Consider the following 12,645-nt stretch of genomic DNA (forward strand, 5'->3'; position numbering starts at 1 on the left):
ATCCATTGCACTGCCGGCATTGCGCTCGCGCATTGAGGCGGAAGCGCGGCGTGATCGCGACGAGATTTGTGACAATGTGTCGAATTGCGTCAGATCCGGTCGATCGGCCGCACCGGGATGCCGCGCGCGGACAGGACCTGTTTCGCCTGCGCCACCGTCGCCTCGCCGAAATGGAAGATCGAGGCGGCGAGCACGGCGCTCGCATGCCCTTCGGCGATGCCGTCGGCGAGATGGTCGAGCGTGCCGACCCCACCCGAGGCGATCACCGGCACCGGCACGGCGTCGGAAACCGCGCGGGTCAGCGCCAGATCGAAGCCCTCGCGCGTGCCGTCGCGGTCCATCGAGGTGAGCAGGATCTCGCCCGCCCCGGTCGCCGCCATGCGCTTCGCCCACGCGACCGCGTCGAGCCCGGTCGCCTTGCGACCGCCATGGGTGAAGACCTCGAAGCGGCCGGGCGCGACCTGTTTGGCATCGATCGCCACCACGATGCATTGCGCACCGAAGCGCTCCGCAGCCTGTCGGACCACGTCCGGAGTCTGCACCGCCGCGGTGTTGATCGAGACCTTGTCGGCGCCGGCCAGCAGCAGGCGGCGCACATCCTCCACCGCACGGACGCCGCCGCCGACGGTGAAGGGCATGAAGCAGGCTTCCGCCGTCTTCGCCACCACGTCGAGGATGATGTCGCGCTTCTCGTGGCTCGCCGTGATGTCGAGGAAGCAGAGCTCGTCAGCCCCCTGCTTGTCGTAGACCTTGGCTTGCTCGACCGGATCGCCGGCATCGACCAGGTCGAGGAAGCGCACGCCCTTGACCACGCGGCCGGCATTGACGTCGAGGCAGGGGATGACGCGGACCTTCAGCATGTCACGCCGCCAGCAGTTTCAGGGCGGCGGCGGGATCGACGCGGCCGTCATAGATGGCGCGGCCGACGATGACGCCTTCGATGCCGGCGCTCGCCACCGCCTTGAGCTGCACCAGGTCGTCCAGCGAGGCGACACCGCCGGAGGCGATCACCGGCAGCCTGACCGCGCGCGCCAGCGCCGCCGTCGCCTCGACATTCACGCCCTGCAGCAGGCCGTCGCGATCCACGTCGGTGTGGATCAGCGCGGCGACGCCGGCATCCTCGAAGCGCTTGCCGAGCTCCGCCGTGGTGAGCTCCGTCGTCTCCGCCCAGCCTTGCACCGCAACCTTGCCGCCCTTGGCGTCGATGCCGACGGCGACGCGGCCCGGATGCGCCCTGGCCGCTTCTTTCACCAGCGCCGGATCGCGCACCGCGGCGGTGCCCAGCACCACGCGGGTGACGCCGGCCTCGAGCCAGCCGTCGATCGTCGCGCGGTCGCGGATACCGCCGCCGAGCTGCACCTTGAGGCCCACGGCAGCGCGGATCGCCCGCACCGCGGCGGCATTCATCGGCTTGCCGGCGAAGGCGCCGTCCAGATCGACCACATGGATCCAGGCGCAGCCCGCACCGGCGAAATCCCGCGCCTGCGCCGCCGGGTCGTCGTTGAATACGGTTGCCCGCGCCATCTCGCCGCGCTCGAGCCTGACGCAGCGGCCCTCCTTCAAGTCGATGGCGGGATACAGGATCAGGGCCTTGCCGGGGATCTGGGCCATCTCAAGGCGTCCAGCGCAGGAAGTTGGCGATCATGCGAAGGCCGGTCGACTGGCTCTTCTCCGGATGGAACTGGGTGCCGACCACGTTGCCTTCCGCCACCACCGCGACGATCGGTCCGCCGTGATCGGCTTCGGCCAGCACGGCGTCATGCGCTTTCGGCACCAGGTGGTAGGAGTGGATAAAATAGGCATGCGCGCCGGCGGCCAGCCCGTCGGTCACCGGGTGCGGATGGGTGAGCATGAGCTCGTTCCAGCCCATATGCGGCACCTTGAGGCGCGGGTCCGAAGGCACGATGCGCTCGACATCGCCCGCCACCCAGCCGAGGCCGGCATGCTCGCCGTATTCGAGCCCGCGCGTCGCCAGCAGCTGCATGCCGACGCAGATGCCGAAGAACGGCCGGGCGCGCCGGCGTACCGCCTCCTCCAGCGCCGCCTCCATCGCGGTGCGCGAGCGCAACGCGCCGATGCAATCGGCGAAGGCGCCGTCGCCCGGCAGCACGATGCGGTCGGCGGCGAGGATCGCCTCCGGCGTCGTCACCACCTCGACCTCGGCGGCGATGCCGATTTGGCCGGCGACGTGCTCGAAGGCGCGCACGGCAGAGCGGATGTTGCCGGCGCCGTAATCGACCACGGCGATCCTCACGGCACGCCTTCGACCAGCAGGCGCGGCGGCCAGCGATCCAGCGCGCGGCGTTCCGCCTCGGCGAGCCGCGGCGCCCGCGCCAGGCCGGCAAAGCGATAGCCGCGCCGCGCCAACGCCGCACGGCGGGCGTCGTTCGCCTGCGCCGCGAACAGCACGGCGACGGCCACGCCGACAACGCTGCCGAGCGATTCCGCGGCCTCCAGCAGCCCGAGGCCGAGGCTCGCCGCCGCCAGCACCGCGAGATAGGCGATCAGCCAGCGCCAAACCCGCATCCAGGCGAACCAGATCGGCCCGAGTATCAAGGCCGGCCAGGAGAAGCCTTCCTTGACCAGCACCAAATCGGGGTCGTCCGGCGGCCCGCCGGGCCGCACCTGCACGGTGTAGGTGCGCATCGCCTAGAGCGAGCCGCCCAGCACGCCCTTGGTCGAGGGCACCTGGTTCGACTGCCGGGGATCGATCTCGAAGGCCTGGCGCAGCGAGCGCGCGAGCCCCTTGAAGCAGCTCTCGACGATGTGGTGGTTGTTTTCGCCGTAGAGGTTCTCGACATGCAGCGTGAGCCCGGCGGCCTGGGCGAAGGCCTGGAACCACTCCTTGAACAGCTCGGTATCCATGTCGCCGAGCTTCGGCTTGGAAAACGCCACCTTCCAGATCAGATACGGCCGGTTGGAGGCGTCGAGCGAGACGCGGGTGCAGGTCTCGTCCATCGGGATGATTGCAGAGCCATAGCGCACGATGCCCTTGCGGTCGCCCAGCGCCTTGCTCACCGCCTCGCCGAGGGCGATGCCAGTATCCTCGGTCGTGTGGTGGAAATCGATGTGCAGGTCGCCCTTCGCCTGGACCTCGATGTCCATCAGCGAATGGCGCGAGAGCTGTTCCAGCATGTGGTCGAGGAAGCCGATCCCGGTCGCGACCTTGTAGGTCCCGGTGCCGTCCAGATCGACCACGACGCGCACCTCGGTCTCCTTGGTGCGCCGCTCCACACTGCCGCGCCGCATGGCGCCCTCCGATCATCAAAGAACGGCCGGCCTATAGCAGGAAGACCAGGGCCTTACCAGCAACGGGGCCTTAACGGACCGTCAAGCCTGGGCTGCTACCGTCGCGTGCAACAGTGCTTAATGCTTTCCTTCTTTGGCCATGGCTCTTCCAAAGCGCGCTGCCCACAAGATCCATCGCGAGGCCGAGGGCTTCCTGGTTTCGCTGCAGCAGCAGATCGAGACCGCCAAGGCCTTGACCGCCAGCGCCGCCGCCGATCTGGCCGCAGGCGCCTTCCAATCGTATCAGCGCTATCGCGAGGCCCTGAATTCGATCGCCGGCGTCACTGCCCTGATCACCGACCGGCTGGACGAGATCGGGCCCAAGGCCGACACCGACGTGCACCAGCGGTTCCACCGCGCCATCGGCGACCTGCTGCTGGCCGAGATCGACGCCTCGCTCAAGATCTTCCTGTCGCTCGCCGAATCCGAAACCCTGCCGCTCGGCAGCCGCGAGCTGTTCGAGGAGGAGCTCGGCCACCTGCTCGAGCGGCGCGAGATGGCCGACCGACCGGAATATGCCGATATCATCCGCCCCGATACGCGGGCCCATCTCGACCAGGCCCGCACCATCGTCGAGGAGATCACCAAGCGCGCCCCCGGACTGATCGAGCTGTCCCGCGCCCGCTACCAGAGCCGGCGGAACAAGCACTAGCCAGGGCAGGCCCCGCCTTGAACCGGCGAGGGCGAGGGCCTACATCCGTTCTTCCGCCGCGAAGGACGAGCCCTACCCCCTCATGACAGATCACGATCCCGGCCGCTGGTACGGCACGACCATTCTTTCGGTGCGCAAAGGACCGCATGTCGTGGTGGCCGGCGATGGGCAGGTGACGCTCGGCAACACGGTGGTGAAGTCCTCGGCCAAGAAGGTGCGCCGGCTCGGCAATGGCAGCGTGGTGGCGGGCTTCGCCGGCGCCACGGCCGATGCCTTGACCCTGTTCGAGCGCCTGGAGGCGAAGCTCGAGCGGCATCCGAACCAGCTCGCCCGCGCCTGCGTCGAGCTGGCCAAGGACTGGCGGACCGACCGCTACCTGCGCCGGCTCGAAGCCATGATGGCAGTGGCGGACGCGCAGACCAGCCTGATCCTGACCGGCACCGGCGACGTGCTGGAGCCGGAGGACGGGCTGATCGGCATCGGCTCCGGCGGCTCCTTCGCGCTGTCAGCCGCACGTGCGCTGGTCGACCGCGACGACATGGATGCCGAGGCGATCGCCCGGCGCGCCATGAAGATCGCCGCCGACATCTGCATCTACACCAACGAGAACCTGGTCCTGGAGAAGCTGGCCACGTCATGAGCACAGCGATGAGCTTCAGCCCGCGCGAGATCGTTTCCGAGCTCGATCGCTTCATTGTCGGCCAGCACGACGCCAAGCGCGCCGTCGCGGTGGCGTTGCGCAACCGCTGGCGCCGCCAGCAGCTGCCCGACAGCCTGCGCGACGAGGTGCTGCCGAAGAACATCCTGATGATCGGCCCGACCGGTGTCGGCAAGACCGAGATCTCGCGCCGCCTGGCCAAGCTGGCGGACGCGCCTTTCCTCAAGGTCGAGGCGACCAAGTTCACCGAGGTCGGCTATGTCGGCCGCGATGTCGAGCAGATCGTGCGCGACCTGCTGGAAGTCGCCATCGCCATGGTGCGCGAGCGGAAGCGCAAGGAGGTCAATGCCCGCGCCGAGCTCGCCGCCGAGGAGCGCATCCTGGACGCACTGGTCGGCGAGAATGCCTCGCCCGACACGCGCCAGAAGTTCCGCAAGATGCTGCGCGAGGGCAATCTCGACCAGAAGGAGGTCGAGGTGCAGGTGCAGGAATCGGGCGGCGGAATGCCCACTTTCGAGATCCCCGGCATGCCGGGCGCCCAGATGGGCATGATCAATCTCAACGAGATGCTGGGCAAGGCGCTGGGCGGCGGCCGCACCAAGCCGCGCAAGATGCATGTCCAGGACGCCGCCCGCCTGCTGCTGCAGGAGGAGAGCGACAAGCTGCTCGATTCCGAGGCGGTGCTGAAGGAAGCCAAGCAGGTCACCGAGGAGAACGGCATCGTCTTCCTGGACGAGATCGACAAGATCTGCGGCCGGTCCGAAATGCGGGGCAGCGCCGATGTCAGCCGCGAAGGTGTTCAGCGCGATCTGCTGCCGCTGATCGAAGGCACCTCGGTCGCCACCAAGCACGGGGCGATCAAGACCGACCACATTCTGTTCATCGCCTCGGGCGCGTTCCATATCGCCAAGCCGTCCGACCTGCTGCCGGAGCTGCAAGGCCGGCTGCCAATCCGGGTCGAGCTGAAGCCGCTCGGCAAGGAGGATTTCAAGCGCATCCTGACCGAGCCGGAAGCGAGCCTGGTCAAGCAGTACGTCGCCCTGCTGGCGACCGAGAAGGTCGAGCTCACCTTCACCGACGACGCGGTCGACGCCATCGCCGGTCTGGCGAGCGACGTCAATTCAGGGGTGGAGAATATCGGCGCCCGGCGGCTGCACACGATCATGGAGCGCGTGCTGGAGGACATCTCCTTCGACGCCGCGGACCGTTCGGGAAGTTCGGTGACAGTGGATGCCGCCTACGTGGTCGCCCATGTCGGCGACCTGGCCAAAAACGCGGACTTGAGCCGGTTCATCCTCTAGGGCCGCGGCGAGCCGCGACCCCGGGAGCCGACCTACATCATTGCAGTGGCGGCAAGCGCGCTGACGGCGGTGGTCAGGATCAGACCGACGATGATCAGGGCGTCGTTCAGCTTGCGGCGGGTGTGTGAGCGAAACATGACACTAACCTTGTCGAACTAACTGGCAGCATCGATGTGGACACCATATGCGGCGAAGCATTGACAAAACGATGGCGGCCGTCACACAGAGGCTGAGTTGTTGATCACAATTGGTGTCGAAGTGTGAGTGTCGCCGACATCGCACCCCAGATCTGCCGCGGAATCGGCCGGCATTTCCGAGCCCTAGGCCATGCGACATTGGCCGAATTCTCGTTGCCGGACGGCCGTCGGGCCGATGTCTTCGCCGTCGACGACAAGGGCGGCATCTCCATCATCGAGATCAAGAGCTGCCTGATCGACTTCCGCACCGATCAGAAATGGCAGGACTATCTCGATTGGTGCGACCGGTTCTATTTCGCCGTCACCGTCGACTTCCCGCGCGAGGCGCTGCCAGCGGAGCCGGGGTTGATCGTGGCCGACGCCTATGGCGCCGAAGTGTTGCGCCCGGCGCCGGGCAGTGCCCTGCTCGCGGCGGCGCGGCGCCGCTCGCTCCTCCTCCGCTTCGCCGCCAAGGCCGCCAACCGCCTGGCCCGATTGGAAGATCCTGAGGGCTTCGAGCCGTGAGCCGAACCCTCGCCACCGCCATCGGCATGGCCGCGATCCTGCTGTGGTCGAGCCTCGCGCTGCTCACGACGGGCGCACGGGCGGTGCCGCCCTTCCTGCTGACCGGCGTCACCTTCGGGGTCGCCTTCCTGATCGCGCTCGGGCTCTGGGCCGCGCGGGGACAGAACCCGCTCAACCGCCTGCGCCTGCCGCTCCAGGTCTGGCTGGTCGGCATCGGCGGGCTGTTCGGTTACCACTTCCTCTATTTCCTGGCGCTCCGCCTCGCCCCGCCGGTCGAGGCCAACCTGATCAACTATCTCTGGCCGCTGCTGATCGTGCTGTTCTCGGCGCTGCTGCCGGGCGAGCGGCTGCGCTGGTTCCACCTGGCCGGTGCCGGCCTCGGGCTCGCCGGCACCGTGCTGATCGTGACCGGCGGGGAGATCCGGCTGCGCGCCGAACACGCGGCCGGCTATGTGGCGGCGCTCGGCTGCGCCGCCACCTGGGCCGCCTATTCGGTCAGGAGCCGCGTCTATGCCGAAATCCCCTCCGATGCCATCGGCGGCTTCTGCGGCGCGACCGCCATCCTCGCCTTCACCTGCCACCTGGTCCTGGAGCCCGCCGGCTGGCCGGCCGATGCAGCAACATGGGCAACCGTCGTCGCGCTCGGCCTCGGCCCGGTCGGCGCCGCCTTCTTCCTGTGGGACCACGGGGTCAAGCGGGGCGACATCAAGGCGCTCGGGGCGCTTGCCTACCTGACCCCGCTGCTATCGACCGGCCTGCTGGTCGCCTTCGGCCGCGCCGAGACGAGCCCGACCTTGGCCGCGGCGACCGCCCTGATCGTCGGCGGCGGCGCACTGGGCGCCGGCGGCTTGTACCGCCGCCGGGTGGCGGCGCCGGAGCCGGCGTGACAGCGCGACGCCTTGGTCGCGTCCGCCCGTCGCGCTATATGATCGGCTACCGCCCATGAGCACGATCACGCTGTCTCCCGACGCCGCCGAGCATCAGCCCGCCAACGCCTTTTCCGTCGCCACCGCGCGGGCGCTGGTGAACGACCTGTTCACGCCCAATCCCTGGATCTACTGGCCGGATTTCCTGCTCACCACGGCGCTCGGCTATGCCGCGGCGGCGATCTACTTGAGCGCCGAGAACTTCTCGGCTCTGCAGCTGGCCGCGCTGGTGGTGGCCGCCTTCGCCCTGTTCCGCACCGGCACCTACATCCATGAGATCGTGCACCTGCGGAAAGGCACGCTGCCCGGCTTCGTGCTGGCCTGGAACGTGCTGATCGGCGTGCCGATGGGGACGCCTTCCTCGTTCTACGCCAACCATGCCGACCACCATTCGAAGACCGATTATGGCACGCCGCAGGACGGCGAATACCTGCCCTTCACCCATTCCTCGCGCCGGCACCTGCTGGCCTATGCGATCCAGCCGCTGATCATCCCGATCCTGGCGATCGTGCGTTTCGTCGTGCTGGCGCCGCTCTCGCTCTTCATCCCGCCGCTGCGCCGCTTCGTCGCCGAGCGGGCGTCGAGCTATGTGAGCAATCCGTACTACCGGAAGGAGCCCGGGCGCCTGGTGCCGCCGCGCGTCTTCCTGCTGGCGGAGGCTGCGACCTCGGCGCTCTACATCGCGCTGGCGATCGGCTTCGCCACCGGCTACCTGCCGCTCGAGGCGCTGGCCAAGGTCTACGTGCTCGCCGTGCTCGGCATCGGGCTCAACTGGCTGCGCAATCTGGGCGGCCACCGCTTCGACAGCCTGGGCCTGCCGATCAGCCATGCGGCGCAGTTCAAGGACTCGGTCACCATCGAGGGCAATGCCTTGACCGAGCTGCTGTTCCCGCTCGGGCTGCGCTACCACGCGATCCATCACCTGTTCCCGACCATGCCCTATCACGCGCTGCCTGTGGCGCATTGCCGTTTCCTGGCCGATCTGCCGGCCGAGTTCGGCTATCGCGACACCATCTATCCCTCGCTCTGGTGGCTGCTGCGGCGGCTCTGGCGCGAGGCTGGCCGCGGCCACGACCGGACCGCGATCGCCCGCTGGCAGGCCCGCGCCAAGGCCGCTTGACCGTCCCAAAGCGGCAGATCGCCGCGCCGGCTCATGTTGCAATTGCAACTCTATTGCATTTGAGGTAGGTCCCTCCCCACCCAGTGACGGCCCTCGGGCGAGCGCGCGGCGGCCGATCGACGACGGACGGGGGAACCGCGCGCCATGAGGAAACTGATTCTTGCACTGAGCATTGCCGGCGCCGTGGTGGCAGGCAGCGCCGCTGCGCAGACTGCCCCAGACCGGCGCGCCATTCTGGTCACCTATGCCGATATCGCCGCGGCGATGTATGGCGATGCGCTGATCGAGGCGCGCAAGCTGCAGCGCGCCGTCGAAGCGCTGGTCGCCACGCCGTCCGAGGCCGCGATGAAGGCAGCACGCACGGCCTGGCTCGCCGCCCGCATCCCCTATCAGCAGACCGAGGTCTATCGCTTCGCCAATCCCGTGGTCGACGCATGGGAGGGCCGGGTCAATGCCTGGCCGCTCGACGAGGGCCTGATCGACTATGTCGATCCGGGCTACGGCGCCGCCTCGGAGGAGAACCCGCTGCGCACCGCCAACGTGATCGCCAACACCGCCATCAAGCTCGGCGGCAAGACGCTCGACACCCGCACGATCAGCTGGCGCCTGCTGCGTTCCCTGCAGGAGGCCGGCGGCATCGAGGCGAATGTCGCCACCGGCTACCACGCGATCGAGTTCCTGCTCTGGGGCCAGGATCTGAACGGCACCGGGCCCGGCGCCGGCAACCGGCCGTGGACCGACTACGCCAAAGGGGCCGCCTGCACCGGCGGCAATTGCGACCGGCGGGCGCAGTATCTGAAGGTCGCGACCCAGCTTCTGGTCGACGATCTCGCCTGGATGGCCAAGGCCTGGGCCGCCGGCGGCGAGGCGCGCCAGCCGTTGGTGGACGGCGAACCGGATGCCGGCATCAGCGCCATGGTCACCGGGCTCGGCAGCCTTGCCTATGGCGAGCTGGCCGGCGAGCGCATGAAGCTCGGCCTGATGCTGCACGATCCCGAGGAGGAGCATGACTGCTTCTCCGACAACACGCACAACTCGCACTACTACGACGTGGCCGGCATGCGCGCGGTCTATGCCGGCAGCTATACGCGACTGGACGGCCGCAAGGTCGCCGGCCCCGGCCTCGGCGCGCTGATCGCGGCGACCGACGCCGCGCTCGGCGCCGACCTGCAGGCGAAGCTCGACAAGACCGAGGCGGCGATGCGCACGGTCAAGACGCGGGCGGAGACCAAGGAGGCCTATGACCAGATGATCGGGCCGGAGAATCCGGAGGGCAATGTCGTGGTGCAGGCGGCCATCGACACCCTGACCGAGCAGACCCGCAGCCTGGAACGCGCGGTGGCGGCGCTGAAGCTGAAGGCGATCAAGTTCGAAGGCTCCGACAGCCTCGACGATCCCGCCAAGGTGTTCAAATAGTCGCGACCACCTCCCGACGCCTCTGCGCGGCCGCGGCGGCACTGCTGCTCGCGGCGGGTGCCGCAGCAGCCGAGCCGCCCGATTTCTCGAAACCCGAACCCGGCGAGGCGGAGCCGGGCGGCGCGGCGACCTCGCACGCTCCGCGCAATACCAGCGCGTTCTCCCAATTCTCCGCCAACATGCATTTCAGCCGCCAGATCAACTTCAAGGTCGGCGACGGCATCTTCCGCAAGCTCTGGGTCTCGGCGCCCGCCTCGACAAAATCCTCCGACGGGCTGGGCCCGCTCTACAACTCGCGCTCCTGCCAGAGCTGCCATCTGAAGGATGGCCGCGGACGCCCGCCGGCGCCGGGCGAAGCGGCAGTGTCGATGTTCCTGCGCCTCTCGGTGCCGGCGCGCAACGACGAGGAGCGTGCCCTGCTCGCGAGCCTCCGCGCGGCGGTGATCCCCGAGCCGACTTACGGCACCCAGCTGCAGAACTTCTCGGTGCAGGGCGTGCTGGCCGAAGGGCGGATGGAGATCGCCTACGAGGAACTGCCGGTGACCCTGGCCGACGGCGGGATCGTGCGCCTGCGCAAGCCCCGCTACCGCGCGGCCGAGCTGAATTACGGGCCGATGGCCCCTGGTGCCATGCTGTCGCCGCGCGTCGCGCCGCCGATGATCGGCATGGGCCTGCTGGAGGCGATCCCGGACGCCGACATCCTGGCCCGCGCCGATCCGGAGGATCGCAACGGCGACGGCATCTCCGGCCGACCCAACCGCGTCTGGAGCGAGATCGACGGCAAGGTGATGCTGGGAAGGTTCGGCTGGAAGGCCGGCGAGGCCAGTGTCGCGGCGCAATCGGCGCATGCCTTCGCCGGCGATATGGGCCTCTCCTCCGCCCTCGCCCCGGATGCCTGGGGCGATTGCAGCGCCGCCCAGGCCGATTGCCGTAGGGCACCGGACGGGCGCGATGCCAAGGAAGGCGTCGAGGTGACCAGGCAGATGCTGGACCTCGTCGTGTTCTATGCCCGCAACCTGGCGGTGCCGGCCCGGCCCAACGCGGCGGCGCCCGAGGTGCTGGCCGGGAAGCGGATCTTCCATGCCGCCGGCTGTGCCGCCTGCCACAATCCGAGCTTCACCACGCGCGCCGATTCCGCCGAGCTCGAGCAATCGGCGCAGAAGATCTGGCCCTATACCGATCTCCTGCTGCACGACATGGGTGAGGGTCTCGCCGACAACCGCCCGGAGAGCGCCGCCGACGGGCGCGAATGGCGCACGGCGCCGCTCTGGGGCCTCGGCCTGACCGAGATCGTGAGTGGCCATACCCAGCTGCTGCATGACGGCCGCGCCCGCAACCCGCTGGAGGCGATCCTTTGGCATGGCGGCGAGGCGGAGGCGGCGAAGCAGCGGGTGATCGCGATGCCGAAGAAGGAGCGCGAGGCGCTGCTCGCCTTCCTGCGCTCGTTGTAAGGAGTCCCCCGATGCCAAGCGCCTTGCTGCGCCTCGTGCTGGTGCTGGTCGCCATGGGATGCGCCCGCGCCGTGGCCGCGGCGCCGACCGATGCCGATTACCGGCGTCTGAACGAAGCGCTGGTCACCGGCCATATCCTGCCCCGCCAGGACAAGCTGGCCGAGGCGACGAAGGCGCTGGCGGCGGAAGCCGGGCGCTTCTGCGCGGCGCCGACCGCCGCCTCGCTCGGCACCATGCGCGACGCCTTCGACCGTGCGGTCGATGCCTGGCAGGGCGTCCAGCACGTCCGGTTCGGCCCGATCGAGCTGTTCATGCGCAACATGCGTCTCGCCTTCTGGCCGGACCCGCGCAACACCGTGTCGCGCCAGGTCGACGAGTTGCTGGCGGGCAAGGATGCCGGTGCGCTCACCGCCCAGGCCTTCGCGCGCGGCAATGTCGCCGGCCAGGGCTTTCCGGCGCTGGAGCGCCTGCTCTATGGAGAGGATGCCGCCGCGAAGCTGACCGGCGGCGGCGCGGAGGCGGCCTTCCGCTGCGATGCGATCCGCGCCATCGCCGGCAATCTCGCCGGCATGGCCGCCGACATCCGCCGCGAATGGATTGAGGGCGCCGAAGCGCAGGCCAAAGTGATGGCGGAGGCCGGCCAGTCCGGCGACCGCTATGCCGGCCCGAAGGAGGTCACCCTCGACCTTTTCAAGAGCCTGCATGCCGCGGTGGAGCTGGTGGCCGACCACAAGCTCGCCCGCCCGCTCGGCGCCTCGCTGCAGGCGGCGCGGCCGCAGCTCGCCGAGGCCTGGCGCAGCCGGCGCTCGCTCGCCGCATTGCGGCTCAACCTCGAGGCGGCGGAAGCGATGTATCTCGGCGAGGACGGCGGTGCCGGCTTCTCCGCCTTCGTGCGCGACGTCGCCGGCAACGCGGCGCTGGACGATTTGCTGCGCCGCGCCTTCGCGCAGACCCGCGGCACCGCCGCCTCGATCGGCAAGCCGCTGGAGGTGGCGGTGCTCGATCCGGCCGAGCGGCCGAAGCTGGTCCAGCTCGCCCGCGAAGCCTCGGCGCTGAAGACTCTGCTCGCGCAGCGGCTGACGGTGGCGCTCGACATCCCGCTCGGCTTCAACGCGCTCGACGGAGACTGACG

14 protein-coding genes are annotated in these 12,645 nt (G+C 69.1%); 9 read left to right on the plus strand and 5 right to left on the minus strand.

Annotated features, from left to right (window positions below):
• Positions 1-89: 89 nt before the first annotated feature.
• The 5 genes from hisF to hisB are packed head-to-tail and all read right to left on the minus strand — an operon-like array spanning position 90 to position 3,249.
• Positions 90-860 (minus strand): imidazole glycerol phosphate synthase subunit HisF, encoded by a 771-nt coding sequence (gene hisF, locus DT074_RS07675; protein ID WP_119419248.1) that lies wholly within the window; start codon positions 858-860, stop codon positions 90-92.
• 1 nt (position 861) lies between these two features.
• Entirely contained in the window at positions 862-1,587 is a 726-nt protein-coding gene (gene hisA / locus DT074_RS07680; protein WP_119419300.1) for a 1-(5-phosphoribosyl)-5-[(5-phosphoribosylamino)methylideneamino]imidazole-4-carboxamide isomerase, read from the minus strand.
• Between the two features lie 25 nt (positions 1,588-1,612).
• A complete protein-coding gene (gene hisH / locus DT074_RS07685) occupies positions 1,613-2,254 on the minus strand; it encodes an imidazole glycerol phosphate synthase subunit HisH (protein WP_119419249.1) in 642 nt (213 codons plus the stop codon).
• On the minus strand, positions 2,251-2,646 hold the full coding sequence (locus DT074_RS07690; RefSeq protein WP_119419250.1) for a DUF2628 domain-containing protein: 396 nt from the start codon (positions 2,644-2,646) through the stop codon (positions 2,251-2,253). Before DT074_RS07690 ends, hisH begins: the two co-directional genes overlap by 4 nt.
• 3 nt (positions 2,647-2,649) lie before the next feature.
• Positions 2,650-3,249, minus strand: coding sequence for an imidazoleglycerol-phosphate dehydratase HisB (gene hisB / locus DT074_RS07695; RefSeq protein WP_119419251.1), 600 nt, complete (start codon positions 3,247-3,249; stop codon positions 2,650-2,652).
• A 139-nt stretch (positions 3,250-3,388) separates the two neighbouring features.
• Here hisB and DT074_RS07700 point away from each other — a divergent pair, with 139 nt between their 5' ends.
• The 9 genes from DT074_RS07700 to DT074_RS07740 all read left to right on the plus strand — a co-directional run bounded on the left by DT074_RS07700 (position 3,389) and on the right by DT074_RS07740 (position 12,643).
• Entirely contained in the window at positions 3,389-3,940 is a 552-nt protein-coding gene (locus DT074_RS07700) for a hypothetical protein (RefSeq protein ID WP_119419252.1), read from the plus strand.
• 82 nt (positions 3,941-4,022) lie between these two features.
• Complete coding sequence (gene hslV / locus DT074_RS07705) at positions 4,023-4,580, plus strand: ATP-dependent protease subunit HslV (RefSeq protein WP_119419253.1); 558 nt, start codon at positions 4,023-4,025, stop codon at positions 4,578-4,580.
• Positions 4,577-5,899 (plus strand): ATP-dependent protease ATPase subunit HslU, encoded by a 1,323-nt coding sequence (gene hslU / locus DT074_RS07710; RefSeq protein ID WP_119419254.1) that lies wholly within the window; start codon positions 4,577-4,579, stop codon positions 5,897-5,899. Before hslV ends, hslU begins: the two co-directional genes overlap by 4 nt.
• 260 nt (positions 5,900-6,159) lie before the next feature.
• On the plus strand, positions 6,160-6,600 hold the full coding sequence (locus DT074_RS07715) for an MmcB family DNA repair protein (RefSeq protein WP_119419255.1): 441 nt from the start codon (positions 6,160-6,162) through the stop codon (positions 6,598-6,600).
• Positions 6,597-7,487, plus strand: coding sequence for an aromatic amino acid exporter YddG (yddG, locus tag DT074_RS07720; RefSeq protein WP_162914712.1), 891 nt, complete (start codon positions 6,597-6,599; stop codon positions 7,485-7,487). Before DT074_RS07715 ends, yddG begins: the two co-directional genes overlap by 4 nt.
• A 55-nt stretch (positions 7,488-7,542) precedes the next feature.
• Complete coding sequence (locus tag DT074_RS07725) at positions 7,543-8,646, plus strand: fatty acid desaturase family protein (RefSeq protein WP_119419256.1); 1,104 nt, start codon at positions 7,543-7,545, stop codon at positions 8,644-8,646.
• Between the two features lie 144 nt (positions 8,647-8,790).
• Positions 8,791-10,062, plus strand: coding sequence for an imelysin family protein (locus tag DT074_RS07730; protein ID WP_119419257.1), 1,272 nt, complete (start codon positions 8,791-8,793; stop codon positions 10,060-10,062).
• A 41-nt stretch (positions 10,063-10,103) separates the two neighbouring features.
• A complete protein-coding gene (locus tag DT074_RS07735; protein ID WP_438503672.1) occupies positions 10,104-11,513 on the plus strand; it encodes a di-heme oxidoreductase family protein in 1,410 nt (469 codons plus the stop codon).
• 11 nt (positions 11,514-11,524) lie between these two features.
• Positions 11,525-12,643, plus strand: coding sequence for an imelysin family protein (locus tag DT074_RS07740; RefSeq protein ID WP_119419259.1), 1,119 nt, complete (start codon positions 11,525-11,527; stop codon positions 12,641-12,643).
• Positions 12,644-12,645: the final 2 nt, after the last annotated feature.

The organism is Desertibaculum subflavum, assembly GCA_003576705.1.
GTDB classification, from domain to species: domain Bacteria; phylum Pseudomonadota; class Alphaproteobacteria; order Ferrovibrionales; family Ferrovibrionaceae; genus Desertibaculum; species Desertibaculum subflavum.